Source organism: Candidatus Pseudomonas auctus (genome assembly GCF_048654275.1).
In the GTDB taxonomy this organism is placed as follows: domain Bacteria; phylum Pseudomonadota; class Gammaproteobacteria; order Pseudomonadales; family Pseudomonadaceae; genus Aquipseudomonas; species Aquipseudomonas pharyngis.
The window spans coordinates 82,728-106,249 of the sequence record NZ_JBJYZK010000005.1; the positions used below are offsets into that span (position 1 = coordinate 82,728).

The following is a 23,522-nucleotide window of genomic DNA, read 5'->3' on the forward strand; positions in this document are numbered from 1 at the left end:
GAGCCCTGAATGACCCTCGAACGCGATGCCGCCGCCAACACTGCCAAGGTCCTGTCCGAAGCGCTGCCTTACATCCGCCGATACGTCGGCAAGACCCTGGTGATCAAATACGGCGGCAACGCGATGGAAAGCGAGGAGCTGAAAACCGGCTTCGCCCGCGACATCGTGCTGATGAAGGCCGTGGGCATCAACCCGGTGGTCGTGCACGGCGGTGGCCCGCAGATCGGTGATCTGCTCAAGCGCCTGTCGATCGAAAGCCACTTCGTCGACGGCATGCGCGTCACCGACGCCGCGACCATGGACGTGGTGGAGATGGTCCTGGGCGGTCAGGTCAACAAAAGCATCGTCAACCTGATCAACCGTCACGGCGGCAGCGCCATCGGCCTGACCGGTAAAGACGCCGGGCTGATTCGTGCGAAGAAGCTCACCGTCACCCGCCAGACCCCGGAGATGACCCAGCCGGAAATCATCGACATCGGCCATGTGGGCGAGGTTGTCGGGATCAACACCGAACTGCTGAACCTGCTGGTCAAAGGCAACTTCATCCCGGTGATCGCGCCGATCGGCGTGGGTGAGAACGGCGAGTCGTACAACATCAACGCTGACCTGGTGGCCGGCAAGGTCGCCGAAGCGCTGAAAGCCGAGAAGCTGATGCTGCTGACCAACATCGCCGGCCTGATGGACAAGTCGGGCACCGTACTGACCGGCCTGAGCACCCAGCAGGTCGACGACCTGATCGCCGACGGCACCATCTACGGCGGCATGCTGCCGAAGATCCGCTGTGCACTGGAAGCGGTTCAGGGCGGCGTGGGCAGCTCGCTGATCATCGACGGCCGTGTACCGAACGCGATCCTGCTGGAAATCTTCACCGATACCGGTGTGGGTACGCTGATCAGCAATCGCAAGCGTCCGTAAGCGCTCGCGCAAACAAAAAGACCCCGCTCAGCCTGGCTGAGCGGGGTCTTTTTTTGCCTGAAGCTGCGATCAGACGCCGAACTGGGCGCGATAGGCTTCAACGGCTGGCAGGTGCTGCTTGAGCTGCGGATCGTCAGCCAGGAATTCCAGCACCTGGTTCAGCGACACGATGCTGATGACCGGGATGCCGAAATCACGCTCGACTTCCTGGATTGCCGACAGCTCGCCGTTACCGCGCTCCTGACGGTTCAGAGCGATCAGCACGCCAGCGGCCTTGGCGCCGTCCTGGGAAGCGATGATCTGCATCACTTCACGGATGGCGGTGCCGGCAGTGATCACATCGTCGATGATCAGCACATCACCGGTCAGCGGTGCGCCGACCAGGCTGCCGCCCTCGCCGTGGGCCTTGGCTTCCTTGCGGTTGAAGCACCAAGGCAGGTCACGGTTGTGGTGCTCTGCCAGCGCCACGGCAGTGGTCGCCGCCAGCGGGATGCCTTTGTAGGCCGGGCCGAACAGCACGTCGAACGGAATGCCGCTCTCGGCGATGGCCGCAGCGTAGAAACGACCCAGCTGCGCCAACGCGGAACCCGAGTTGAACAGGCCGGCATTGAAGAAGTAAGGACTGGTGCGCCCGGACTTCAGGGTGAACTCACCGAAGCGCAAAACGCCGCGATCGATGGCAAAACGAATGAAATCGCGCTGATACGCTTGCATGAAAAAAACCCCAAATACCACGGATTTAGCTAATTAGCTTGACGCCGTGTATCATACACGCACGCGATTTTTGGGGCCATTTATGCGGATCATCAGTGTGAACGTCAATGGTATTCAGGCTGCAGTCGAGCGCGGTTTGCTCAGTTGGCTGCAGGCACAGAATGCCGACGTCATCTGCCTGCAGGACACCCGTGCCTCCGCCTTTGAACTGGACGACCCAGCCTTCCAACTGGATGGCTACTTCCTTTATGCCTGCGATGCTGAAGTCCCTGCCCAAGGTGGCGTGGCTTTGTATTCGCGGTTGCAACCGAAGGCTGTCATCAGCGGTCTCGGATTCGAGACGGCCGACCGCTACGGGCGCTACCTGCAAGCAGATTTCGACAAAGTCAGTATTGCCACCTTGCTGCTTCCTTCGGGGATGAACGGCGATGAGGACTTGAACCAGAAGTTCAAGCTCATGGACGATTTCGGCAAGTACCTGGACAAACAGCGGCGTAAACGTCGCGAGTACATTTATTGTGGCTCGCTGTACGTCGCGCAGCAGAAGCTCGACATCAAGAACTGGCGCGACAGCCAGCAATCCCCGGGTTTCCTGGCGCCGGAACGCGCCTGGATGGACGAGATTGTCGGCAATATGGGCTACGTAGATGCCCTGCGCGAAGTCAGCCGCGAAGGCGACCAGTACAGCTGGTGGCCGGACAACGAACAGGCCGAGATGCTGAATCTGGGCTGGCGCTTCGACTACCAGATCCTGACTCCAGGGCTGCGGCGCTTCGTGCGCAGCGCACGCCTGCCGCGTCAGCCTCGGTTCTCACAGCACGCGCCGCTGATCGTCGACTACGACTGGACGCTGACTATCTAAGCGCAGTTTCGTAGTTGAAAAAATGCCCGTATCACAAGATACGGGCATTTTTTTGCCTGCGTTCGAAGTGAAATCGAACTCAGATGACGGCGAAGAAAGGCAGCATCAGATACAGCTTGATCACGATGACATTAATAATGTCGATGAAGAACGCCCCCACCATCGGTACGACCAAAAACGCGATCTGCGAAGGCCCATAGCGTTGCGTAACCACTTGCATGTTAGCGATGGCAGTCGGCGTAGCACCGAGACCAAAACCGCAGTGCCCCGCCGCCAGTACGGCAGCATCGTAGTTACTGCCCATCATCCGGAACGTCACAAAGATCGCGAACAGCGCCATGACCAGCGCCTGTACAGCCAGAATGATGAAGATCGGCAACGCCAACGCCGCCAGATCCCACAATTTGAGCGACATCAGGGCGATCGCCAGAAACAGCGAGAGGCTGACATTCCCCAACACCGAGACTTCACGTTCAAACACCTGATACAACCCCAGCGCTGAAAGACCGTTGCGCAGCACCACGCCCACGAACAGCACGCAAACGAACGTCGGCAATTCGAATGCCGTGCCGTGAAGCAGGCCATTAAGAAGATTACCCGCCAGCAAGCTGACCGCGATCAGAGCCAGGGTTTCGATAAAGGAAAATGGCGTGATCGAGCGCTCTTTGTTCGGCTGCTCGAAGCCCCGTGGCAGGCTTTGCGGCGCCTGGGCGTTGCAGCCAGGCACTTCCACACGCTTGATGAGTAAACGAGCAACCGGACCGCCTATCAGACCACCCAGTACAAGACCGAACGTCGCAGAGGCGATCGCCAGTTCCGAGGCGGAGGCCAGGCCGTATTTCTCATTGAATACCGCGCCCCATGCAGCGCCGGTACCGTGACCGCCCGCCAGGGTAATCGACCCCGTCAGCAGCCCCATCAGCGGATCAAGGCCAAGCACTTTTGCGAGTCCGATACCCATGGCGTTTTGCAGAATCAGAAGGCCGATGACCGCTAACAAGAACATTCCGACTACGCGACCGCCCTTCTTGAGACTGGCGAAATCGGCACTCAGACCGATAGTGGCAAAAAACGCCAGCATGAGCGGTGTCTGCAATGAGGTATCGAAACGAACTTCTATATCGAGCGCTCGCAATACCAGAAGAACCAGCGCAACCAACAACCCACCCGCAACGGGTTCGGGAATATTGAAATTGCGCAGTACACCAACACGGGCAACAAGGCCACGCCCCAGCAGAAGTACGAGTGAAGCGGCCACGAGCGTGCCGTAGAAATCGAGCTGAATCATCTGGATTATTCTTGGCTATATATTCAGAGGCGAACTTTCCCTGGATACGCCTCATGAACCGGCGAACTGTTCAACACCGGAAACACTGGAATTCAAAAGCCTTCGATGGCTTGAACATATCGAAATATTTCTGAAGGAATATAACGTGCGGCAACCATAGCAAGCATAAAGTCATGCTGCCAATGTCCTTCGGCAACATAAAGGCAACGTACTTGTGACTAAAAATGTAAGGCTGATGAATATATTAAATATCCTCTACCACTCATCGCAGAAAGATTATTCCTACAAGCATTACAGGTTTATTGAGTTGCAAAAAAGCCCTGACAAGTCAGGGCTTTTAAATATGCGGATTGATTATTCCAACATGCACCTTTCGGCCGGATGCTATTTGATCAACCGCCAAGTGAACGGATAGCGATACGGGAAACCTTCGTTGGCTTTCACTCCACCGATAATTGTCAGCACCAGCGCCGCAATGGCCAGCAGGCCGAACAGCACGAATCCGATAATCAGCAGCATCAGCACGAAGCAGATCATCGAAGCGATCGCCACGGTGATCTGGAAATTCAGCGCTTCCTTGCCCTGGGCGTCGATGAACGGATCGGTCTCGCGCTTCATCTGCCACAGGACCAGCGGCCCGATCAGCGTGCCGAACGGAATCCAGATCCCCAGCAAGGCGGACAAGTGACAAAACATGGCCCATTGGCGAACCTCCTGGCTCGGCTTGGGCAGCAACTCTTGCTCACCACTCATTGCGTCCTCCTTGCGGGTTACGAACCTGCTCAGTCGGCCAGTGCAGCCTTTTGCAGTTCGAAGATCTCGTTCATGCCTTTCTTCGCCAGCTCCAGCATCGCGTTCAGCTCTTCAGGCTGGAACGGCGCGCCTTCGGCGGTGCCCTGCACCTCAATGAAGCCACCGGTGCTGGTCATCACCACGTTGAGGTCGGTCTCGGCGGCAGAGTCTTCAAGATAGTCCAGATCCAGCACCGGCTCGCCCTGGTACATGCCCACGGAAACGGCACCGATCATTTGCTTGAGCGGGTCGCCGCCTTTCAGGCCGCCGCGCTTCTTGATCACTTTCAGTGCATCGACCAGCGCAACCATGGCGCCGGTGATCGACGCAGTGCGGGTACCGCCGTCGGCCTGGATCACGTCGCAGTCGACGTACAGGGTGACGTCGCCCAGCTTGGACATGTCCAGCGCGGCGCGCAGGGAGCGGCCGATCAGGCGCTGGATTTCCAGGGTACGACCGCCCTGCTTGCCACGGCTCGCTTCACGCTGGTTACGCTCGCCGGTGGCGCGCGGCAGCATGCCGTACTCGGCGGTCAGCCAACCCTGGCCCTGGCCTTTGAGGAAACGCGGCACGCCGTTTTCGACGCTGACGGTGCAGATGACCTTGGTATCACCGAATTCGACCAGTACCGATCCCTCGGCGTGTTTGGTGTAGTTGCGGGTAATGCGGATCGAGCGGAGCTGATCGGCAGCGCGACCACTTGGACGTTTCATAGGAGATACCTGTACTGGGGACGGAAAACTGCGGAGCATTATAGAGCCGCGCACCGCGCCTGGGCACTCGTTAAAAAATCCGGCCGACGACCGAAGGCCCTGAAACGCGCTTCGCCGACGGCCTGCAGCCCTTTGTCACACCGTGTGTTTGGGCGCATCTGCCGCACTGCGCTACAATCCTGCGCCTTTGCTGCCAGTCGGCTTAAATTCATTGATATCGAGCTGCGGAGCTTCAATTCGCGCCGATCTGTATCGCGAGGTCACCCCATGGTGCACAGCATGACCGCCTTCGCCCGCGTCGAAAAAGCCGGCGTTCAGGGCACCCTGAGCTGGGAACTGCGCTCGGTCAACAGCCGTTACCTGGAACCCCACCTGCGCCTGCCGGAGTCGTTTCGCGACCTCGAAGGCGCTGTCCGCGAAGCCCTGCGCCAGGGCCTGTCGCGCGGCAAACTGGAATGCACCCTGCGTTTCACCGAGGAAAGCACCGGCAAGCCGCTGCAGGTGGATCGCGAGCGCGCCGCGCAACTGGTCGCCGCTGCCGAAACCGTTGCTGGCCTGATCAAGAACCCGGCCGCGCTGAACCCGCTGGAAGTGCTGGCCTGGCCAGGCGTACTGGTCGCCGACGCCACCGACCCGCAGGCGCTGAACGCCGAGGCGCTGGCCCTGTTCAATCAAGGCCTGAAAGACCTCAAGGCCGGCCGCGAGCGCGAAGGCGCGGAGTTGGCCCGCCTGATCAACGATCGCCTGACCTCCATCGAGGAAGATGTGGTGACCCTGCGCGAACTGGTTCCGCAGATGCTCGCCACCCAGCGCCAGAAAGTCCTCGACCGTTTCGCCGACATGAAGGCCGAACTGGACCCGCAGCGCCTGGAACAGGAAATGGTCATCCTCGCGCAAAAGAGCGACGTGGCCGAAGAACTGGATCGCCTGAGCACCCACATCATCGAAGTTCGCCGGGTGCTGAAATCCGGCGGTGCCGCCGGCCGGCGCCTGGACTTCCTGATGCAGGAGCTCAACCGCGAAGCCAACACACTGGGCTCCAAGGCCTTCGACCCGCGCAGCACCCAGGCGGCGGTCAACCTCAAGGTGTTGATCGAGCAGATGCGCGAACAAGTGCAGAATATTGAGTAAGGCTACCCCGACATGACCCACAGCACCGGCACCCTGTACATCATTTCCGCCCCTTCGGGCGCGGGCAAGAGCAGTCTGGTCAAGGCCCTGACCGACGCCAACCCGGAAATCCGCGTCTCGATTTCCCACACCACCCGCGCCATGCGCCCGGGCGAAGTGGACGGCGTGAACTATCACTTCGTGACCCGCGAAGAATTCGTGAAGATGGGCGAGCACGGCGACTTCCTGGAACGCGCCGAAGTCTTCGGCAACTTCTACGGCACCTCGCAAAGCCGTCTGCAGCAGACCCTGGACGAAGGCCACGACCTGATTCTGGAAATCGACTGGCAAGGCGCCGAGCAAGTGCGCAAGCTGATGCCGCAGGCGCGCTCGATCTTCATTCTGCCGCCATCGCTGCAGGCCCTGCACCAGCGCCTGACCAACCGTGGCCAGGACAGCGACGACATCATCGACGGCCGGATGCGCGAAGCGGTCAGCGAGATGAGCCACTATGTCGAGTACGACTACCTGATCATCAACGATGATTTCGCCCACGCGCTGGACGATCTGAAGGCGATTTTCCGCGCCAATCAGCTGCAACAGAAACGTCAGCAAGTGCGTTTCGGCAAATTGCTGGCTGAATTGCTCGGCTGAAACAGCACTTCCCAAAACCGCAGCAAGGGCTTTACATTGGCACTTGCAGCGCGTTGAAGAGTCTGGTCAAAAAATCAGCGCTTCCCTAATCGCTGGTGATTTTTTAAACTGTTGAGTCCGCTCGCCCAACCGGGCAGCGCGCATATTGCATTCGCTCCGAGGAATACCATGGCCCGCGTAACCGTTGAAGACTGCCTAGAACACGTGGAAAACCGCTTTGAGCTGGTCATGCTCTCTACCAAGCGTGCCCGTCAACTGGCCACCGGCGGCAAAGAGCCCCTGGTTCAGTGGGAAAACGACAAACCGACCGTAGTTGCGCTGCGTGAAATCGCTGAAGGCCTGATGAGCTACGAGTTCATCGCCGAGCAGGAAATCGTCCACGAAGACCCGGTCTTCGCTGCGTTCGAGGACGAGTCCAACGAGGCCGTCTAAGCCTATGCCTGGTCGACGTAGCACGGCGCGGGATCACAGCTTACGGCAGGAGACATCATGCCGAGCATAGACGCCCTCGCCGATCGCTTATCGACCTACCTCGGCAACGACCAGGTCAACCTGGTCCGCCGAGCGTATTTCTACGCCGAACAAGCCCACGACGGCCAACGCCGCCGCAGCGGCGAGGCGTACGTCACGCATCCCCTTGCCGTGGCGAATATTCTTGCCGACATGCACATGGACCATCAAAGCCTGATGGCCGCGATGCTGCATGACGTAATCGAAGACACCGGTATCGCCAAAGAGGCGCTGCAAGCGCAGTTCGGTGAAACCGTGGCCGAACTGGTCGACGGGGTCAGCAAACTGACCCAGATGAACTTCGAAACCAAGGCCGAAGCCCAGGCTGAAAACTTCCAGAAGATGGCCATGGCCATGGCGCGCGACATTCGCGTGATCCTGGTCAAGCTCGCCGACCGTCTGCACAACATGCGTACGCTGGAAGTGCTGTCCGGCGAAAAACGCCGACGCATCGCCAAGGAAACCCTCGAGATCTACGCCCCCATCGCCAACCGGCTGGGCATGCACGCGATCCGCATCGAGTTCGAAGACCTCGGCTTCAAGGCGATGCACCCGATGCGTTCCGCGCGTATCTACCAGGCGGTCAAGCGCGCCCGGGGTAACCGCAAGGAAATCGTCAACAAGATCGAAGAATCCCTTGGCCACTGCCTCGCCATCGACGGCATCCAGGGTGAAGTCAGCGGTCGCCAGAAACACCTTTACGGCATCTACAAGAAAATGCGCGGCAAGCGTCGAGCCTTCAACGAGATCATGGACGTCTACGCGTTCCGGATCATCGTCGACAAGGTCGATACCTGCTACCGCGTGCTGGGTGCCGTACATAATTTGTACAAACCGTTGCCGGGGCGCTTCAAGGATTACATCGCGATCCCCAAGGCCAACGGCTATCAGTCGCTGCACACCACGCTGTTCGGCATGCACGGCGTACCGATCGAAATCCAGATCCGCACCCGCGAAATGGAAGAGATGGCCAACAACGGCATCGCCGCCCATTGGCTGTACAAATCCAGCGGTGACGAGCAGCCGAAAGGCACCCATGCCCGCGCCCGTCAGTGGGTCAAAGGCGTGCTGGAAATGCAGCAACGTGCCGGCAACTCGCTGGAATTCATCGAGAGCGTGAAGATCGACCTGTTCCCGGACGAGGTCTACGTGTTCACGCCCAAAGGCCGGATCATGGAGCTGCCCAAAGGCTCCACAGCGGTCGACTTTGCCTACGCGGTGCACACCGACGTCGGCAACAGCTGCATCGCCTGCCGGATCAACCGTCGTCTCGCGCCGCTGTCCGAACCGCTGCAAAGCGGCTCCACGGTCGAGATCGTCAGCGCTCCCGGCGCACGGCCGAACCCGGCGTGGCTCAACTTCGTGGTCACCGGCAAGGCGCGAACCCATATCCGCCACGCGCTGAAACTGCAACGCCGCTCCGAATCCATCAGCCTCGGCGAACGCCTGCTGAACAAGGTGCTCAACGGCTTCGACAGCGCGCTGGAACAGATTCCGGCCGAACGCGTGAAGGCGATGCTCACCGAGTACCGCCTCGAACTGATCGAAGACTTGCTGGAAGACATCGGCCTGGGCAACCGCATGGCCTACGTCGTGGCGCGCCGCCTGCTCGGTGAAGGTGAACAACTGCCAAGCCCGGAAGGCCCGCTGGCGATTCGCGGTACCGAAGGCCTGGTCCTCAGCTACGCCAAATGCTGTACGCCGATCCCGGGCGACCCGATTGTCGGGCACCTGTCGGCGGGCAAAGGCATGGTCGTGCACCTGGACAACTGCCGCAACATCAGCGAAATCAGGCACAACCCGGAAAAATGCATCCAGCTCTCATGGGCCAAGGATGTCACCGGCGAATTCAACGTCGAACTGCGCGTCGAGCTGGAACATCAGCGCGGCCTGATCGCGCTGCTGGCCAGCAGCGTCAACGCAGCCGACGGCAATATCGAAAAAATCAGCATGGACGAACGCGATGGTCGCATCAGCGTTGTCCAGTTGGTGGTCAGCGTCCACGACCGTGTGCACCTGGCCCGCGTGATCAAGAAACTGCGCGCCCTGACCGGGGTGATCCGCATCACCCGCATGCGTGCATAACTCAAACATTACAAGGAGTCATACATGACCAAGACTGTTATCACCAGCGACAAGGCCCCGGCCGCCATCGGTACTTACTCCCAGGCGATCAAGGCCGGTAACACCGTTTACATGTCGGGTCAGATTCCCCTCGATCCAAAAACCATGGAACTGGTCGAAGGCTTCGAAGCCCAGACCGTCCAGGTGTTCGAGAACCTGAAAGCCGTGGCCGAAGCCGCCGGTGGTTCGTTCAAGGACATCGTCAAGCTGAACATCTTCCTCACCGACCTGAGCCACTTCGCCAAGGTCAACGAGATCATGGGCAAGTACTTCGACCAGCCGTACCCGGCGCGCGCCGCCATCGGTGTGGCAGCCCTGCCAAAGGGTTCGCAGGTTGAAATGGATGCCATTCTGGTCATCGAGTAATGCGCACGGCGCGGCCTCACGCCGCGCCGACTGCTCTGCGGTAAAGAAAAGGTTTTGAAAGGATTCCACCATGCGCAAAGCGCTTGCTCTCTCGCTGCTCGCCATTTTCCTCGGCGGTTGCGCCAGCAACCCTGCCGACCGTGACATCAGCGGCACCTGGATCAATCAGGTCGCCATCGATGCCGCTGCCAAGGGCGGCCCCCTGCGCGAAGCGCTTCAGGCTTACGGTCCGAACCTGGAGTGGGACGTCAACACCAAGGCCGGCCAGGCCCGCTACACCAACGGTTTCGAAAACGTCGAAGGTCGCTTGCTCGGCGAACAGTCCGGCGCCTGGAAAGTCGACTTCTATGGCAGCTCCGCCAGCGAGCTGAAACGTGACGGCGGCCAACTGCAACAAGTCGCCAATGAAAACGAACCGGAACAGGTCTTCGACCGCGCGCAAATTCCGGTGCCGGAGGGCGCACCGATCGGCGCCAGCTTCGAACGCGCGCTGTATTCCGCTTATCTGGGCGGCAACTGGACGATCACCAGCGGCCAGGGCGAAGGCGCCACCGTGCAATTCCAGGCTGACGGACAAGTCTCCGGCCTGCCAGGTGCCGATCGTTATGCGCTGTGCCTCGCAGGCGATTGCGCGTCGATGAGCAGCGGCAACGACAGCATGTGGTTGCAGCAGAACGGTCAGGGCAACAACTGGATCTTTGTGCGCAAGGGCAAGGAACTGGAAATCCTGCAGGCCGTGAACACGGCACTGGCGGATGAACAACCACAGTTCACCCCGGGTGAGCGCAAGTGGTTGCTCGAGAAGCAATAACCAGCCTCTGAAGCTACAGAGATCCCATGTGGGAGCGAGCCTGCTCGCGATAGCAGTCTGACAGTCAGCATCAATGTTGAATGTTACGACCTCATCGTGAGCAGGCTCGCTCCCACATTTACTGTGTAATGCCTGAAAGTCAGCAGCGCCCCTCAAGAATCGCGGCATACCCCTCGCGATAACTCGGATACTTTGGCACCCAACCCAGCGCCTTCGCCCGGGCATTGCTGCAACGCTTGCTGCCGGTGCGACGCACGCTCTCGTCTTCCGACCATTCGGTAACGCCCAGATACTCGCGCAACCACGCTACCACTTCGGCCAGCGGCGCCGGCGCATCGTCCACGCCGATATAGATGTCATCCAGCGCCTCGCCCTTGCGAGCCGCCTCCAGCAGAAACGCCATCAACCCTGCCGCGTCATCGGCATGAATGCGATTGCCATACAGCGGCGGATCGACCGCCACCCGATAACCACGCCGCACCTGAGTCAGCAGCCACTCACGGCCGGGGCCATAAATACCCGTCAGGCGCACGATGCTCGCTGGAATGCCGCTGTTGAGCGCAACCTGCTCGGCCTCCAGCATCACCCGTCCGGAATAACCAGCGGCGACGGTTTCGGATTTTTCATCGACCCATTCGCCGTTCTGCTGCCCGTAAACACTGCTGCTGGAAACAAACAGCAACCGCTCAGGCTCCTGACCGTAATCGTTCAGCCAACCCAGCACATGCTGCAAACCCTGCACATAAGCCGCGCGATAACCGGCTTCATCGTGATCAGTAGCCGCCGCGCTATACACCAGGTAATCGATAGCGCCCACCGGCCACGTCTCGGGGCAATCCTCATTGAACAAGTCACCGGCCACACCGATAACGCCGTCCGGCAAACGTGAAATATCACGGCGCAGGCCGTAGACCTGGAAGCCGGCAGCCAGCAATTGCGTGGCCAGACGACTGCCGACATCACCACAACCGGCGATCAAAACAGAAGGCGCGGACATCAAAAATCTCCCATCGGAAAGCGACAGACTAGCCTCGGCAAGGGACGAGCGGCTAGCAATCAAGGAAAAAAAGCAACTCTATTACTTTTGTTAACAAGAATTACTTGCAATAATGCACGCCACTTTTGTTCTCGGCCTCACGAGGCCTGGAAGAGCATTACCGTTTTTCTATCTCAGGTCCGGCCAGCATGACACGCATTCAAAACTCCGCTTCGCCAACCAACCGACCTCGCGCCTGGAGCGCCGTGGCTGCCCTGCTGGTCAGCCTGATGCTGGCGCCAGCCGCCGCCTTCGCTGACGCACAAACCCCGGCCGCGCCAGCCGCCACCGAGCAGAGCGCTCCGGCCGCCGCACCTGCCGCGACCGACCCGGTGCAGGCCGTAGACGCCAGCGCCGCCGACGCGCCGGAAGTCCTCGAAGCCGACAACACCCTGGGCATGGCCCACGACCTGTCGCCATGGGGCATGTACCAGAACGCCGACGTCATCGTTAAAGCCGTGATGATCGGTCTGGCCATCGCCTCGATCATCACCTGGACCATCTGGATCGCCAAGGGCTTCGAGTTGATGGGCGCCAAGCGTCGTCTGCGCGGCGAGATTGCCGCCCTGAAAAAAGCCGCCACGCTCAAAGAGGCCAGCGCCACCGCCGCGAAGGAAGGCACCCTCGCCAACCTGCTGGTACACGACGCGCTGGAAGAAATGCGCCTGTCGACCAACGCCCGCGAAAAAGAAGGCATCAAGGAACGCGTCAGCTTCCGCCTCGAGCGCCTGGTCGCAGCCTGTGGCCGCAACATGAGCAGCGGCACCGGCGTCCTCGCCACCATCGGTTCCACCGCACCGTTCGTCGGCCTGTTCGGTACCGTGTGGGGCATCATGAACAGCTTCATCGGCATCGCCAAAACCCAGACCACCAACCTTGCCGTCGTAGCACCGGGTATCGCTGAAGCGCTGCTGGCTACCGCACTGGGTCTGGTGGCCGCGATTCCTGCCGTGGTCATCTACAACGTCTTTGCCCGCTCCATCGCCGGTTACAAGGCTCAGGTGTCCGATGCGTCGGCTCAGGTGCTGCTGCTGGTCAGCCGCGACCTCGACCACCAGCCTGAGCGCAACAGCTCGCAACCGCACATGGTGAAAGTGGGGTAATCGGCCATGGGCCTGCATTTGAAAGAAGGCGCAGACGACGATCTGGCCGAGAACCACGAAATCAACGTCACGCCGTTCATCGACGTGATGCTGGTGCTGTTGATCATCTTCATGGTGGCCGCGCCACTGGCCACCGTGGACATCAAGGTTGACCTGCCTGCCTCGACCGCCAAACCGGCGCCGCGGCCGGAGAAACCGGTGTTCCTCAGCGTGAAGGCTGACCAGCGCCTGTTCATTGGCGATGACGAAGTGAAAGCCGAAACCCTCGGCGCAGTCCTCGACGCCAAGACTCAGGGCAAGAAAGACACGACGATCTTCTTCCAGGCCGACAAAGGCGTGGATTACGGCGACCTGATGAGCGTGATGGATAACCTGCGCGCCGCCGGTTACCTGAAGGTCGGTCTGGTCGGACTCGAGAGCGCAGTCAAGAAATGATCACCACGCGCCATAAGCTGACGCGTTACAGCGGTAGCCTGGCCGTGGTGCTGGGTGTTCACGCGCTGGCCATCGCGCTGGCGCTGAACTGGAACGTCCGCCCGCCCATCGAATTGCCGCCGCAGGCAATGATGGTCGAGCTGGCACCGGTTCCGGCCCCGCCACCGCCTGCACCGCCGAAAGTCGTCACGCCACCGCAGCCACCGGCTCCGGTTGAGGAACTGCCGATCCCGAAACTGGCCGAAGCGCCGAAAGCCGAGATCGCGGTACCGAAACCGAAGCCCAAGCCGAAACCCAAACCGCCGAAGCCGATCGAGAAGAAACTGCCCGATCCGCCGAAGGAGAAACCGTCCGAAGAGAAGCCGGCCGATACCCAGCCGACTCAGGCCCCGACGGAGAAATCCGCCCAGCCTGCACCGGGCCCGTCGCCTGCACAAATGGCCGCCAAGGCCAGCTGGCAAGGCACCCTGCTCGCGCATCTGGCCAAGTACAAGAAGTACCCGGCCAGTGCTCAGGCACGGGGCAAGGAAGGCTTGAACCGGTTGCGTTTCGTGGTCGATGGCGAAGGCAACGTGCTGTCGTTCGAACTGGTGGGCCGCTCCGGCAACGCCGATCTGGACCGGGCCACCCTGGAAATGATCCGCCGCGCCCAGCCGCTGCCCAAGCCACCGGCCGACATGCTGACCAATGGCGCGATCGAAATCGTTGCGCCGTTTGTGTACTCACTGGAACGTCGCCGCTGATCCGCACTCGCGGAGCCCGGCCTGATCCAGCCAAAAAGGCACCGCAAGGTGCCTTTCGCTTATCCATCCACGGCAAACCGGCATTGCCCGGTGTCGCATTCATCACTCAGTCTGATAACGTGCGTCTATCGATTGCAGCCGGTATGCTTGGCCCGCATCTTCATGGACGCTTGCTATGACTCTCACAGAATTACGCTACATCGTTACCCTCGCCCAAGAGCAGCATTTCGGCCACGCGGCCGAGCGTTGCCACGTCAGCCAGCCGACCCTGTCGGTGGGCGTGAAAAAGCTTGAAGACGAACTCGGTGTGCTGATTTTCGAGCGCAGCAAAAGCGCCGTGCGCCTGACCCCGGTCGGTGAAGGCATCGTCGCCCAGGCGCAGAAAGTGCTGGAGCAGGCCCAGGGCATCCGCGAACTGGCCCAGGCCGGCAAGAACCAGCTGACCGCCCCGCTGAAAGTCGGCGCGATCTACACCGTCGGCCCGTACCTGTTCCCGCACCTGATTCCACAACTGCACCGGGTCGCCCCGCAGATGCCGTTGTACATCGAAGAAAATTTCACCCACGTGCTGCGCGACAAACTGCGCAACGGCGAGCTCGACGCGATCATCATCGCCCTGCCGTTCAACGAAGCCGACGTACTGACCCTGCAACTCTACGACGAGCCGTTCTACGTCCTGATGCCGGCCCAGCACCCGTGGACCCAGAAAGAATCCATCGACGCCGCGCTGCTCAACGACAAGAGCCTGCTGCTGCTCGGCGAGGGCCATTGCTTCCGCGATCAGGTGCTGGAAGCCTGCCCGACCCTGACCAAGGGCAACGACGGCGCCAAGCACACCACGGTCGAATCCAGCTCGCTGGAAACCATTCGCCACATGGTCGCGTCCGGCCTGGGCATCTCGATCCTGCCGCTGTCGGCGGTAGATAGCCATCACTACGCTCCGGGCGTGATCGAAGTGCGTCCGCTGTCGGCACCGGTGCCGTTCCGCACCGTGGCCATCGCCTGGCGTGCGAGCTTCCCACGGCCGAAAGCCATCGAGATCCTCGCCGACTCCATACGCCTGTGCTCGGTCGCCAAGCCTGCCGCGCCGGTCACGGCCGGTTAAGCCAGCGTCATGACGGAGCTGTCGCAGGTCTCGGTCACCGCACTCAAGGGTGTCGGTGAAGCCATGGCCGAGAAACTGGCCAAGGTCGGTCTGGAAAACCTCCAGGACGTGCTGTTCCACCTGCCGCTGCGTTATCAGGATCGCACCCGCGTGGTGCCGATCGGCGCGTTGCGGCCGGGGCAGGACGCCGTGGTCGAAGGCACCGTCAGCGGCGCCGACGTGGTCATGGGCCGGCGCCGCAGCCTCGTCGTGCGCTTGCAGGACGGCACCGGCGGGTTGAGCCTGCGCTTCTACCACTTCAGCAACGCGCAGAAAGAAGGCCTCAAGCGCGGCACGCGGATTCGCTGCTACGGCGAAGCCCGGCCCGGCGCCTCGGGGCTGGAGATCTACCACCCGGAATACCGCGCCATCAACGGCGACGAACCTCCACCGGTGGATGAAACCCTGACCCCGGTCTACCCGCTGACCGAAGGCCTGACACAGGCGCGTCTGCGCCAGTTGTGCATGCAGACGTTAACCCTGCTCAAGCCATCCACCCTGCCCGACTGGCTGCCGACCGAACTGGCCCGCGACTATCAACTGGCGCCGCTGGCCGACGCGATCCGCTACCTGCACAACCCGCCCGCCGATGCCGACGTCGACGAACTCGCCCTCGGCCATCACTGGGCCCAGCATCGTCTGGCTTTCGAAGAACTGCTGACTCATCAACTGTCCCAGCAACGCCTGCGTGAAAGCATGCGCTCCCTGCGTGCGCCGGCGATGCCGAAAGCCACCAGACTGCCGGCGAAATACCTGGCCAACCTCGGCTTCAATCCGACCGGCGCTCAGCAACGGGTCGGCAACGAAATCGCCTACGACCTCAGCCAGCACGAACCGATGCTGCGGCTGATTCAGGGCGACGTCGGCGCGGGCAAAACCGTGGTCGCCGCCCTCGCTGCGCTGCAAGCGCTGGAAGCGGGCTATCAGGTCGCGCTGATGGCGCCGACCGAGATCCTCGCCGAGCAGCACTTCATCACCTTCAAGCGCTGGCTCGAACCGCTGGGCATCGACGTGGCGTGGCTGGCCGGCAAGCTCAAGGGCAAGAACCGCGTCGCCGCGCTGGAACAGATCGCCAGCGGCACGCCGATGGTGGTCGGCACTCACGCGCTGTTCCAGGATGAAGTGCAGTTCAAGAACCTCGCTCTGGTGATCATCGACGAACAACACCGCTTCGGCGTTCAGCAACGTCTGGCGCTACGGCAAAAAGGCGTCGGCGGACGCATGTGTCCGCATCAACTGATCATGACCGCCACGCCGATTCCCCGGACGCTGGCCATGAGCGCCTACGCCGACCTCGACACCTCGATCCTCGACGAACTGCCGCCCGGCCGAACCCCGGTCAACACCGTGCTGGTCACCGACACCCGCCGCGTCGAAGTCATCGAACGGGTGCGCAGCGCCTGCGCCGAAGGTCGTCAGGCCTATTGGGTGTGCACGCTGATCGAAGAGTCCGAAGAGCTGACCTGTCAGGCTGCTGAAACCACCTTCGAAGACCTGACCGCCGCCCTCGGCGAGTTGAAAGTCGGGCTGATCCACGGCCGCATGAAACCCGCCGAGAAAGCCGCCGTCATGGCCGAATTCAAGGCCGGCAACCTGCAACTGCTGGTCGCCACCACCGTGATCGAAGTCGGCGTGGACGTACCCAACGCCAGCCTGATGATCATCGAAAACCCCGAGCGCCTGGGCCTTGCGCAACTGCACCAGTTGCGCGGTCGGGTCGGCCGGGGCAGCGCGGTCAGCCATTGCGTGCTGCTCTACCATCCGCCGCTGTCGCAGATCGGCCGCCAGCGCCTGGGCATCATGCGCGAGACCAACGATGGTTTCGTCATCGCCGAAAAAGACCTCGAACTGCGCGGCCCCGGCGAAATGCTCGGCACCCGCCAGACCGGCCTGCTGCAATTCAAGGTCGCCGACCTGATGCGCGACGCCGATCTGCTGCCCGCCGTGCGCGATGCCGCCCAGGCCTTGCTCGAACGCTGGCCTACCCACGTCAGCCCGTTGCTCGACCGCTGGCTGCGACACGGGCAGCAATACGGCCAAGTGTGAGCACCGTCGCAGTTTCTGACAGCTCGTTCCAACCAAGCTGGTTATACTCCTGCAATTGTTTCAAAAACGGATACAGACCATGACCGAAGCTGCTCTCGCCCCCGAATCACCGCACGCTCCGTCTGTTATTCGGCTGCTGCTCAACAAGCTGGGCGTCGCCTACGAAGAAGTGCTCGACCACCACGGCCTCAATGCCTCGCGCAAAGTGCAGGCGGTGTTGCTGGACGACGCGGTCGGTGCGCTGATGGTGCTGTTTCCACAGAGTCAGTTGCTGGATCTCAACCGCCTCGCCGAGCTGACGGGCCGTCGCCTGACCGCCGTGTCCACCGAGCGCCTGGAAAAGATGCTCGGCAAACACAGCCTGAGCCTGCTGCCGGGCCTGCCGGCGCTGACCAGCTCGCCGTGCCTCTACGAAGAAGGCCTGCTGCGCGAGCCGAAGTTGCTGATCAACTCCGGTGAGCCGGGCCTGCTGCTGGAAATCGCCAGCGAAGACTTCAAGACCATGCTGACCAAGGCCAGCGCCGCCAACTTCGGCGAAGCCCTGAGCAGCATCCGCCCGAACCTCGACCGCCCGGACGATGACCGCGAGGAAATCACCCAGGCCGTGCAGGCGTTCACCGCGCGGCGCATCCAGCAGCGTCTGGAAGCGACCATCGAGATTCCGCCGCTGGCCGAAACCGCACAAAAAATCATCAAGCTGCGCGTCGACCCGAACGCCACCATCGACGACATCACCGGCGTGGTCGAAACCGACCCGGCGCTGGCCGCGCAAGTGGTGAGCTGGGCGGCGTCGCCGTACTACGCCTCGCCGGGCAAGATCCGTTCGGTGGAAGACGCGATCGTCCGCGTGCTGGGCTTCGATCTGGTGATCAACCTGGCGCTGGGCCTGGCCCTCGGCAAGACCCTGAGCCTGCCCAAGGATCACCCGCAACACACCACACCGTACTGGCAGCAGTCTATCTACACCGCCGCCGTCATCGAAGGTCTGACCCGCGCCATGCCGCGTGCCCAGCGCCCGGAATCCGGCCTGACCTACCTCGCCGGCCTGCTGCACAACTTCGGCTACCTGCTGCTGGCCCACGTGTTCCCGCCGCACTTCTCGCTGATCTGCCGCCACTTGGAAGTCAACCCGCACCTGTGCCACAGCTACGTCGAGCAACACCTGCTGGGCATCAGCCGCGAACAGATCGGCTCCTGGCTGATGCGCTACTGGGACATGCCCGACGAACTGGCCACCGCCCTGCGCTTCCAGCACGACCCGAACTACGACGGCGCCTACGCCGAATACCCGAACCTCGTCTGCCTGGCCGTGCGCCTGCTGCGCAGTCGCGGGATCGGCTCCGGCCCGGATGAAGACATTCCGGATGCGCTGCTGGAACGCGTTGGCCTGACTCGTGACAAGGCCAATGATGTGGTCAGCAAAGTGCTTGAGGCGGAAGTGTTGTTGCGTGAACTGGCTTCGCAGTTCAGCCAGGCTTAAAGCATTCTTCGGAACGTCAACCAGGGCCTGTTTTGATTGCAGATTGGGCCCTGGCTCCACAGATTTCGGCCACTTTGCCAGCAACGACAGCAAACAAGCGCCCTGCTATGATTTGACGGCATTCAGAGGAATTTCCGATGACCCAAACAGATGCTGTCAGCGTTGCGAGCGAAGTGCGCAAGCTTGCCAAAGACAACAAGGTTACAGCCAGTCGTGACGGCATGAGTCGCATGGCCGTGGGCATTACCCGCTTGGCTGGTGATGTCGTCGAGCTGGATGGCATCGAACAGTTGCTCGTCAATCTCAAGCGAAAAGGCGTTCTGAGCAAATCTGAAATCCTCGCGCTCCAAGGGCGCTACCTTCAGGAAAGGCGTGCACAGAAACGTAGCGCATGACTTTCGATCCATTCGGCGACTTCGAGACGGCTGGATATCTTCAAAACTCGCTGCAACTGAAAGATCCCGTTGAAGTAAAAGAGTCAGAGCATCTTTCGTTCGAATTGAGCATCGAAGAGGCGCTTGCCTATCTGGCCAAGAAAAAGCCAATCGATTACCAGACTGTACTCAAGGTTCACGAGATCCTGTTCTCAGGCTTCTATCACTGGGCAGGAAAAGACCGGAACGAGCTCGTCCCCCATCTGGCGGTCTTCAAGGGCTCTTTCGACGACCCTCGCAGCACAGTCTTCGAGCGCCCGGACTCCATCAAAATGTCTGTCGACTATGCACTCAAGCTCGCATCAGACAAAAAACGCTTCAGAGACCATCCCGGTGGAGTGATGGGCCAACTGGCTTTCGCACACCCCTTCCTGGACGGCAATGGACGCGCGATTCTATTGGTCTTCATGGAACTCTGTTATCGAGCCGGGTTCGCCATCGACTGGTCAAGGACAAGCAAAGACGACTACTTGCGGGCCCTCAGCGACGAGATCCGAGAGCCGCGCGAAAGGCATCTCGATAACTACCTCAACCCGTTCGTAGTCGATATATCAAGTCGTGACGAATGGCCAGAGACCATTAGTGGCATCCGAGGCCTGGATGGCCTGGACAAGGAAGACATCACTTACGAGAACCTGGACAACCCGCAAGTCCAGCAGATCTACAAGACATACCGGGGTCAGCCCCTGGACGCCGAGCCTCCCGAGCCCGAAAGCTGAAGAGGCAGGCCTGTCCCGGCAAGCTACCTGAAAGCCCTATGCCTTTGGCTTGGCCTTCCTAGGCTTCAAATACTTCATCAACCCCTGAAACCACATCACCAGCGCCGGATTCCCCTTGAGCTGGATCGACTTGTCCTGAATCCCCTGCATGAACGCCAGCTGCTTGTTCTTCGCCTGCATCGTGGCAAACCCGAACGCCGCGTCTTTAAAGGCAATCGCAAACGCCGGCTCCGCCACCACCCCGGACTTGCTGGTAATGCGCTGGTCCTTCACCACGAAATGCCGCGCCACTTTCCCATCCAGAGTCTGCAGCTGAAACACCAGATCCTTGTCACCCAACTGCTGCTGGAACGCAGGATTTGTCCGACTGGCCTTACCCATCAACAGACCCAGCATCCACAGAAGAAAACGAAATTTCATGCGCACAGCCTCAAAAGGAAAATGAACGGCTGGGGGAGTGTAAGGGATTCGGCTGGATTCGCCACTATCCTGGATTGATAGAAGACGATGCAGGACTTTTCTCGCATGATGACTACCAAGTCACGCTTCCAAACCCTTGAGCCTGATCGTTCCCACGCTCCGCGTGGGAATGCCTCCCGTGACGCTCCGCGTCACACCATCCCCCCGTCCTACACCTGAAGAAACACATTCCTGTAGGAGCTGCCGAAGGCCACGATCTTTTGATCATCTACCTCGCAAATCCTTGGGAAATGTCCTTCAAACTGCGGTGCTGTCCATGAACTAGGCGTGCTTGGGGTTCATCGATAACCTCTTTCCATCACCGCAAAATCGGTGACTCGGACGTGCAAGTCCGGAATCGATGCACATCAGTTATAGCCATTCACCGAGTGTTTTCTTATGCTCGCGAATCGTTATGGCGGCTGTGTGTGGGAGATCTTCGGGTCTGCCGGGTTTATCGATTACCGGTCTTGCACACCTATACACAGCTGCCACCTCATTCGAAGTGCAAGCGAGAGGTTGCTAGCTCCATCAATCGGTAAATTCCAATGATCAAACCAACACCCAACCCTCCTGAAATCCCAGAAACCTCCCCCTACGAATCTCCCGATTCGAAGAAACTCCACGAAGCCGCCGAACGCGCCCTCGACCACCATTTCAAACCCACCACCCCACGCCCCAAACGCCTGGGCGGCCTGTTCGCCCTCTGCCCCAACGCCGACGCCGAAGCCCTCATGGCCAACGCCTCCGAAGACCTGCTCTCCATCAGCGCCTTCGCCGCCAACCTGGCCGACGACCTCGACGGCCCCCGCCGCTCGATGGCGCTGGGCCTTAGCAGAATGGCGGACGGCGTTCGATTGATGGTGGAAGGCACGCTCGATCACATTGAGTTTCGGGAGTATCAAGCCAAGCCGTAGCTGAATCGCGGGCGGCAAAAAGGGGACGTTGAGTCCCCTTTCCTGATCTTCGGCAGCAGCGACTAGCGAAAGTCCTCTGCGCTTTTGGGTCGCGACTCCAACCCAAGAAGCGCCGCCCGGTTTATGAAGGAATAACTTCCTGAGTCGCATCGCTGCCTGAATACAACTTTGTCCTCCTTGAGCACTGTCAGAAAACTCACGAAGGCCTGACTAACGAGGTAGGTATACGCACCGCTTTTGAACTTGATGATGTTCAGGTTCACGCTGCCTTCCGACGCATCTACAACAAAGAATTTGCCCTTGGGTGGCGTAGCGTTCTTCGGGTAGACCATCTCGATGTTCCCCGGCACACCGTAGCGATACTGAACAGAACCGGCCGTGGGCTTGCTGTTTCCCCGCGCACAAACGGAAACCGTCTTGCCGCCCTCCAAAGGGCAGCTGAAGTAGATGTCTTCGTCATCCGAGCACAACGTTTCATCCTGCCCGCCCTTCAACAGCGCCGTCTCCTGAGAAACGCGCTCCGGCGTTTGCGCGACATCAGCACAGTTGGACAGGCAAACCAGTTTCGAAAGATCCGGGACATCGCTTTCAGCAAACAGGTACGTCGCTGACCCCTCACGGTTGCGGGCGTGATAAACGGGAACACTGACGGCCAGCCCCTTGGCCGACACCGGCACCTTGGCATCCCCGCCCGAGACGACCCAGCCTTCGGCCTCCCCGCATAACGCCTCCAAGGCGACTTCACTGAACGAGTCTTTCGTTGACACGGCAAGCGGCTTGGCATCACCTCGGCAGTCATAGCCATGCCAGTAGGGCCCGGTGTTCATATCAATGTCGATCGAGAAAACATAAGCGCCGTCGAGCACCACTTTGCCGCTGTCGTAGGTGAAAACCAGCCAACGACGCGACTTCGCCTGGGAGTAGTTTTCTTCCTGAAGGATGTAGCGTTCACCATCTCGGTACAGCCAAAAGCCACTCATCGCCCCTGCCGGTTCCTCCATCTCGGAGAGACGCTGCCCGGAGTGTGAGTCCACCAGAAAGTTGTCCTTCAGCGCCAGCGCACAGTCGCTGCCAACGTCCCTGCACGACGTGAGAGACGGGAACATCGGCCCCGCCCCCGCAGAGAAAGAACACAGCAATAACGCGATCAAGCCTAATCTTTTCAACTTGCCACCTGTTTCAAAGCGAGTAATCCATCACTTCTTCCAGCCGCCAGCATTGCCCACGAACAAACCGATACTCGAAGACATAATCGGTATCCGGTTTCTGCAGGATGGCGACGGCGTGATCACCCTGCTCTTCCTTGACGGTCAGCGTCAGGCCCTGGGCCTCTCGCTTCGCCAGATCCGGGATAATCGGGAACTTGAGCTGATCGCCGCTGAGGCTGCTTTTTTGCATCTCGGGCTCGGGATCACCGGCCACGGTCGTGACCATTTTCAGCGGCTGCTGGACGAAGGCTTTCTGCACGTCCGCGCGTTCAGAGAAGGCTGAGAGGAACGTTGAAAAGTTGGGTGAGGGGCAAGCAACACTGGTCACGTCATCGTCGGTCTTTAACGCTGTCTGGCGGATCTCCTTTTGCAGTTTCGAATCGGCAATGATCTTTGCATCAAGGTCTGCCAGACGCTTTTTGATACTCGCTGCATCCTTGTAGGCACACACGACATCGACGCCATGCTCAAGGTCTCGGCCGTCGCGACAGTTCTGCAATTCGGGGTCTGGTGGATCACCGCGGAAAAACCGCAAAGACAACTGTTCCCCCTGCTTGATGAGCGGCAATTCCAGCGTCCAATAGGTGTAGCCTTCAAAGTTACCGTATGACTCTTTTAGCTTCGTGAGCACGTACAGGGATTTCCCCGCTTGCTCAGGAAATTTGCGTTCAAAGAAAAACACCGACGCGATTTCATCACCCATGAGCGGCGCCACAAACGAGAGTTCCGGCTTCGTGGGACTCATCGTCGAGTAAAAAACCTCACCACCGGGAACGTAGGCGCCTGTCGTCTGACCCTTGAGCGTGTTCTTCAAAAACAACACGGTGATCTTCTGCTCGCCCACTGATGCCACCACCGGCGGATGCATTTGCTTGATGGTTTGCAGGTCATCAGCTGCTGCCGGTTGTGCTGTAAAACCGATGATCGATACGAGCATGC

25 protein-coding genes are annotated in these 23,522 nt (G+C 60.2%); 17 read left to right on the forward strand and 8 right to left on the reverse strand.

Annotation, left to right across the window (positions count from 1 at the left end; translation table 11 throughout):
• The first annotated feature begins 9 nt into the window (after positions 1 to 9).
• Positions 10 to 915: an acetylglutamate kinase gene (gene argB, locus ACKUG4_RS11810; protein ID WP_007954443.1), complete on the forward strand. Its 906-nt coding sequence runs from the start codon at positions 10 to 12 to the stop codon at positions 913 to 915.
• Positions 916 to 984: 69 nt separating this feature from the next.
• Here argB and pyrE read toward each other — a convergent pair whose 3' ends face one another.
• Positions 985 to 1,629 (reverse strand): orotate phosphoribosyltransferase, encoded by a 645-nt coding sequence (gene pyrE, locus ACKUG4_RS11815; protein ID WP_011336558.1) that lies wholly within the window; start codon positions 1,627 to 1,629, stop codon positions 985 to 987.
• An 82-nt stretch (positions 1,630 to 1,711) separates the two neighbouring features.
• Here pyrE and crc point away from each other — a divergent pair, with 82 nt between their 5' ends.
• A complete protein-coding gene (crc, locus tag ACKUG4_RS11820; protein WP_007920349.1) occupies positions 1,712 to 2,491 on the forward strand; it encodes a catabolite repression control protein Crc in 780 nt (259 codons plus the stop codon).
• A 79-nt stretch (positions 2,492 to 2,570) separates the two neighbouring features.
• On the opposite strand, the gene gltS is transcribed toward crc, so the two are convergent.
• The 3 genes from gltS to rph form a co-directional block, all read right to left on the reverse strand.
• The gene (gltS, locus tag ACKUG4_RS11825; RefSeq protein ID WP_064600414.1) at positions 2,571 to 3,779 is read right to left on the reverse strand and encodes a sodium/glutamate symporter; all 1,209 of its coding nucleotides are present in this window, start codon (positions 3,777 to 3,779) and stop codon (positions 2,571 to 2,573) included.
• A gap of 384 nt (positions 3,780 to 4,163) precedes the next feature.
• Positions 4,164 to 4,532 carry a DUF4870 domain-containing protein gene (locus ACKUG4_RS11830; protein WP_064600417.1) on the reverse strand — a complete coding sequence of 123 codons (369 nt, stop codon included), beginning with the start codon at positions 4,530 to 4,532 and terminating at the stop codon, positions 4,164 to 4,166.
• Between the two features lie 29 nt (positions 4,533 to 4,561).
• Positions 4,562 to 5,284: a ribonuclease PH gene (gene rph / locus ACKUG4_RS11835; RefSeq protein WP_003229494.1), complete on the reverse strand. Its 723-nt coding sequence runs from the start codon at positions 5,282 to 5,284 to the stop codon at positions 4,562 to 4,564.
• A gap of 267 nt (positions 5,285 to 5,551) precedes the next feature.
• Here rph and ACKUG4_RS11840 point away from each other — a divergent pair, with 267 nt between their 5' ends.
• The 6 genes from ACKUG4_RS11840 to ACKUG4_RS11865 all read left to right on the forward strand — a co-directional run bounded on the left by ACKUG4_RS11840 (position 5,552) and on the right by ACKUG4_RS11865 (position 10,859).
• The gene (locus ACKUG4_RS11840) at positions 5,552 to 6,415 is read left to right on the forward strand and encodes a YicC/YloC family endoribonuclease (RefSeq protein WP_016770639.1); all 864 of its coding nucleotides are present in this window, start codon (positions 5,552 to 5,554) and stop codon (positions 6,413 to 6,415) included.
• 12 nt (positions 6,416 to 6,427) lie between these two features.
• The gene (gene gmk, locus ACKUG4_RS11845; protein WP_236187573.1) at positions 6,428 to 7,048 is read left to right on the forward strand and encodes a guanylate kinase; all 621 of its coding nucleotides are present in this window, start codon (positions 6,428 to 6,430) and stop codon (positions 7,046 to 7,048) included.
• Positions 7,049 to 7,216: 168 nt separating this feature from the next.
• On the forward strand, positions 7,217 to 7,480 hold the full coding sequence (rpoZ, locus tag ACKUG4_RS11850) for a DNA-directed RNA polymerase subunit omega (RefSeq protein WP_003229503.1): 264 nt from the start codon (positions 7,217 to 7,219) through the stop codon (positions 7,478 to 7,480).
• 57 nt (positions 7,481 to 7,537) lie between these two features.
• A complete protein-coding gene (spoT, locus tag ACKUG4_RS11855) occupies positions 7,538 to 9,643 on the forward strand; it encodes a bifunctional GTP diphosphokinase/guanosine-3',5'-bis pyrophosphate 3'-pyrophosphohydrolase (RefSeq protein WP_007954439.1) in 2,106 nt (701 codons plus the stop codon).
• 24 nt (positions 9,644 to 9,667) lie between these two features.
• A complete protein-coding gene (gene ridA, locus ACKUG4_RS11860) occupies positions 9,668 to 10,048 on the forward strand; it encodes a deaminase RidA (RefSeq protein ID WP_003229509.1) in 381 nt (126 codons plus the stop codon).
• Positions 10,049 to 10,118: 70 nt separating this feature from the next.
• Complete coding sequence (locus tag ACKUG4_RS11865) at positions 10,119 to 10,859, forward strand: putative periplasmic lipoprotein (RefSeq protein WP_011336562.1); 741 nt, start codon at positions 10,119 to 10,121, stop codon at positions 10,857 to 10,859.
• Between the two features lie 139 nt (positions 10,860 to 10,998).
• Here the strand turns inward: ACKUG4_RS11865 and ACKUG4_RS11870 are convergent, their stop codons facing one another.
• Positions 10,999 to 11,856, reverse strand: a complete 858-nt coding sequence (locus ACKUG4_RS11870; protein WP_445434054.1) for an SDR family oxidoreductase — start codon at positions 11,854 to 11,856, stop codon at positions 10,999 to 11,001.
• Between the two features lie 188 nt (positions 11,857 to 12,044).
• Between ACKUG4_RS11870 and exbB the strand changes: the two genes are divergently transcribed.
• The 8 genes from exbB (at position 12,045) to ACKUG4_RS11910 (ending at position 19,999) form a co-directional block, all read left to right on the forward strand.
• Positions 12,045 to 12,998 (forward strand): tonB-system energizer ExbB, encoded by a 954-nt coding sequence (exbB, locus tag ACKUG4_RS11875; RefSeq protein WP_445434055.1) that lies wholly within the window; start codon positions 12,045 to 12,047, stop codon positions 12,996 to 12,998.
• 6 nt (positions 12,999 to 13,004) lie between these two features.
• Complete coding sequence (gene exbD / locus ACKUG4_RS11880; protein WP_039765185.1) at positions 13,005 to 13,433, forward strand: TonB system transport protein ExbD; 429 nt, start codon at positions 13,005 to 13,007, stop codon at positions 13,431 to 13,433.
• The gene (locus tag ACKUG4_RS11885) at positions 13,430 to 14,176 is read left to right on the forward strand and encodes a TonB family protein (protein WP_445434056.1); all 747 of its coding nucleotides are present in this window, start codon (positions 13,430 to 13,432) and stop codon (positions 14,174 to 14,176) included. The genes exbD and ACKUG4_RS11885 overlap by 4 nt, the downstream gene beginning before the upstream one ends.
• A 175-nt stretch (positions 14,177 to 14,351) precedes the next feature.
• Positions 14,352 to 15,281 (forward strand): hydrogen peroxide-inducible genes activator, encoded by a 930-nt coding sequence (locus ACKUG4_RS11890; RefSeq protein ID WP_007954418.1) that lies wholly within the window; start codon positions 14,352 to 14,354, stop codon positions 15,279 to 15,281.
• A gap of 9 nt (positions 15,282 to 15,290) precedes the next feature.
• Positions 15,291 to 17,366: an ATP-dependent DNA helicase RecG gene (gene recG / locus ACKUG4_RS11895; protein ID WP_064600430.1), complete on the forward strand. Its 2,076-nt coding sequence runs from the start codon at positions 15,291 to 15,293 to the stop codon at positions 17,364 to 17,366.
• Between the two features lie 79 nt (positions 17,367 to 17,445).
• Complete coding sequence (locus tag ACKUG4_RS11900) at positions 17,446 to 18,846, forward strand: aminoacyl-tRNA deacylase and HDOD domain-containing protein (RefSeq protein ID WP_039765182.1); 1,401 nt, start codon at positions 17,446 to 17,448, stop codon at positions 18,844 to 18,846.
• A gap of 137 nt (positions 18,847 to 18,983) precedes the next feature.
• The gene (locus ACKUG4_RS11905) at positions 18,984 to 19,241 is read left to right on the forward strand and encodes a hypothetical protein (protein WP_085612086.1); all 258 of its coding nucleotides are present in this window, start codon (positions 18,984 to 18,986) and stop codon (positions 19,239 to 19,241) included.
• Complete coding sequence (locus ACKUG4_RS11910; protein WP_445434057.1) at positions 19,238 to 19,999, forward strand: Fic/DOC family protein; 762 nt, start codon at positions 19,238 to 19,240, stop codon at positions 19,997 to 19,999. Before ACKUG4_RS11905 ends, ACKUG4_RS11910 begins: the two co-directional genes overlap by 4 nt.
• 36 nt (positions 20,000 to 20,035) lie before the next feature.
• Here the strand turns inward: ACKUG4_RS11910 and ACKUG4_RS11915 are convergent, their stop codons facing one another.
• Complete coding sequence (locus ACKUG4_RS11915; protein ID WP_096817262.1) at positions 20,036 to 20,419, reverse strand: SCP2 sterol-binding domain-containing protein; 384 nt, start codon at positions 20,417 to 20,419, stop codon at positions 20,036 to 20,038.
• Positions 20,420 to 21,006: 587 nt separating this feature from the next.
• On the opposite strand from ACKUG4_RS11915, the gene ACKUG4_RS11920 reads away from it, so the two are divergent.
• Positions 21,007 to 21,375, forward strand: a complete 369-nt coding sequence (locus ACKUG4_RS11920) for a DUF6124 family protein (RefSeq protein ID WP_085612088.1) — start codon at positions 21,007 to 21,009, stop codon at positions 21,373 to 21,375.
• 62 nt (positions 21,376 to 21,437) lie between these two features.
• Here ACKUG4_RS11920 and ACKUG4_RS11925 read toward each other — a convergent pair whose 3' ends face one another.
• Positions 21,438 to 22,526: a hypothetical protein gene (locus ACKUG4_RS11925; protein ID WP_445434058.1), complete on the reverse strand. Its 1,089-nt coding sequence runs from the start codon at positions 22,524 to 22,526 to the stop codon at positions 21,438 to 21,440.
• A 28-nt stretch (positions 22,527 to 22,554) separates the two neighbouring features.
• Entirely contained in the window at positions 22,555 to 23,520 is a 966-nt protein-coding gene (locus ACKUG4_RS11930) for a hypothetical protein (RefSeq protein WP_445434059.1), read from the reverse strand.
• Between the last annotated feature and the right edge of the window lie 2 nt (positions 23,521 to 23,522).

Excerpts from the sequence above, each read along its gene's own strand:
- argB (WP_007954443.1), top strand. The coding sequence starts at position 10 with ATGACCCTCGAACGCGATGCCGCCGCCAACACTGCCAAGGTCCTGTCC.
- pyrE (WP_011336558.1), bottom strand. The coding sequence starts at position 1,629 with ATGCAAGCGTATCAGCGCGATTTCATTCGTTTTGCCATCGATCGCGGC.
- crc (WP_007920349.1), top strand. The coding sequence starts at position 1,712 with ATGCGGATCATCAGTGTGAACGTCAATGGTATTCAGGCTGCAGTCGAG.
- gltS (WP_064600414.1), bottom strand. The coding sequence starts at position 3,779 with ATGATTCAGCTCGATTTCTACGGCACGCTCGTGGCCGCTTCACTCGTA.
- ACKUG4_RS11830 (WP_064600417.1), bottom strand. The coding sequence starts at position 4,532 with ATGAGTGGTGAGCAAGAGTTGCTGCCCAAGCCGAGCCAGGAGGTTCGC.
- rph (WP_003229494.1), bottom strand. The coding sequence starts at position 5,284 with ATGAAACGTCCAAGTGGTCGCGCTGCCGATCAGCTCCGCTCGATCCGC.
- ACKUG4_RS11840 (WP_016770639.1), top strand. The coding sequence starts at position 5,552 with ATGGTGCACAGCATGACCGCCTTCGCCCGCGTCGAAAAAGCCGGCGTT.
- gmk (WP_236187573.1), top strand. The coding sequence starts at position 6,428 with ATGACCCACAGCACCGGCACCCTGTACATCATTTCCGCCCCTTCGGGC.
- rpoZ (WP_003229503.1), top strand. The coding sequence starts at position 7,217 with ATGGCCCGCGTAACCGTTGAAGACTGCCTAGAACACGTGGAAAACCGC.
- spoT (WP_007954439.1), top strand. The coding sequence starts at position 7,538 with ATGCCGAGCATAGACGCCCTCGCCGATCGCTTATCGACCTACCTCGGC.
- ridA (WP_003229509.1), top strand. The coding sequence starts at position 9,668 with ATGACCAAGACTGTTATCACCAGCGACAAGGCCCCGGCCGCCATCGGT.
- ACKUG4_RS11865 (WP_011336562.1), top strand. The coding sequence starts at position 10,119 with ATGCGCAAAGCGCTTGCTCTCTCGCTGCTCGCCATTTTCCTCGGCGGT.
- ACKUG4_RS11870 (WP_445434054.1), bottom strand. The coding sequence starts at position 11,856 with ATGTCCGCGCCTTCTGTTTTGATCGCCGGTTGTGGTGATGTCGGCAGT.
- exbB (WP_445434055.1), top strand. The coding sequence starts at position 12,045 with ATGACACGCATTCAAAACTCCGCTTCGCCAACCAACCGACCTCGCGCC.
- exbD (WP_039765185.1), top strand. The coding sequence starts at position 13,005 with ATGGGCCTGCATTTGAAAGAAGGCGCAGACGACGATCTGGCCGAGAAC.
- ACKUG4_RS11885 (WP_445434056.1), top strand. The coding sequence starts at position 13,430 with ATGATCACCACGCGCCATAAGCTGACGCGTTACAGCGGTAGCCTGGCC.
- ACKUG4_RS11890 (WP_007954418.1), top strand. The coding sequence starts at position 14,352 with ATGACTCTCACAGAATTACGCTACATCGTTACCCTCGCCCAAGAGCAG.
- recG (WP_064600430.1), top strand. The coding sequence starts at position 15,291 with ATGACGGAGCTGTCGCAGGTCTCGGTCACCGCACTCAAGGGTGTCGGT.
- ACKUG4_RS11900 (WP_039765182.1), top strand. The coding sequence starts at position 17,446 with ATGACCGAAGCTGCTCTCGCCCCCGAATCACCGCACGCTCCGTCTGTT.
- ACKUG4_RS11905 (WP_085612086.1), top strand. The coding sequence starts at position 18,984 with ATGACCCAAACAGATGCTGTCAGCGTTGCGAGCGAAGTGCGCAAGCTT.
- ACKUG4_RS11910 (WP_445434057.1), top strand. The coding sequence starts at position 19,238 with ATGACTTTCGATCCATTCGGCGACTTCGAGACGGCTGGATATCTTCAA.
- ACKUG4_RS11915 (WP_096817262.1), bottom strand. The coding sequence starts at position 20,419 with ATGAAATTTCGTTTTCTTCTGTGGATGCTGGGTCTGTTGATGGGTAAG.
- ACKUG4_RS11920 (WP_085612088.1), top strand. The coding sequence starts at position 21,007 with ATGATCAAACCAACACCCAACCCTCCTGAAATCCCAGAAACCTCCCCC.
- ACKUG4_RS11930 (WP_445434059.1), bottom strand. The coding sequence starts at position 23,520 with ATGCTCGTATCGATCATCGGTTTTACAGCACAACCGGCAGCAGCTGAT.